The sequence below is a fragment of the Veillonella sp. AF36-20BH genome (assembly GCF_003602765.1).
GTDB lineage: Bacteria > Bacillota > Negativicutes > Veillonellales > Veillonellaceae > Veillonella > Veillonella hominis.
In genome coordinates this window covers 1-671 of record NZ_QTLR01000018.1, presented here as the reverse complement: position 1 = coordinate 671, position 671 = coordinate 1, and the positions used below count along the sequence as shown (strand labels likewise).

Sequence of the window (671 nt, the reverse complement as noted above, 5' to 3'; positions counted from 1 at the left end):
GGTGACAGTGCATAACCACTGCCGGGTTCCCCCATTCGGAAATCTACGGGTCACAGGTTGCTTGCACCTCTCCGTAGCTTATCGCAGCTTACCGCGTCCTTCTTCGGCTGATATCGCCAAGGCATCCACCGTACGCCCTTAAAATCTTTACTTATTTTACATCTTCTGATGAAAATCTCTTAGATTTCATTGACATGCATTAGATACATTGTCGTTTTTTTGTAGCCGTACATTTTCATGTACGTCACCATTAAGTCAGAGAATTATTTCCTATGTGCTCGGGTCAACCTACTTAGAAATTCTAAGAGATGACCTTACAAATATATAATAATTATCTTCTATGCAGTTTTCAAAGAACAAACAATTCATATAGTTCGCGTCTATCGTCGTTGCATTCGTTTCACTTGTCTTGTGTAATTACCATTACGCGGCGACGTCGTTCATCTCATGCGCCTAGATAGCCATCGAAATCTATTAAATTGTAATTGACTTAAACTTAAGTCAACTTAGTATTTATACATTAAATACTAAATGGTGGAGACGAGGAGATTCGAACTCCTGACCCCCTGCTTGCAAGGCAGGTGCTCTCCCAACTGAGCTACGCCCCCATGTATTAAATGGTGGGCCTAGGTGGACTCGAACCACCGACCTCACGCTTATCAGGCGTGCGC

General features: G+C 42.9%; 1 tRNA gene and 1 rRNA gene (1 of these 2 running past the window's edge). Both read right to left on the bottom strand.

The features are described 5' to 3' along the window. A 23S ribosomal RNA gene (locus DW000_RS09760) occupies positions 1-8 on the bottom strand; its annotated part reaches 251 nt to the left of the window's first position; the annotation flags it as partial. Between the two features lie 524 nt (positions 9-532). After that, positions 533-608 (bottom strand) — tRNA-Ala (locus DW000_RS09755). Positions 609-671: the final 63 nt, after the last annotated feature.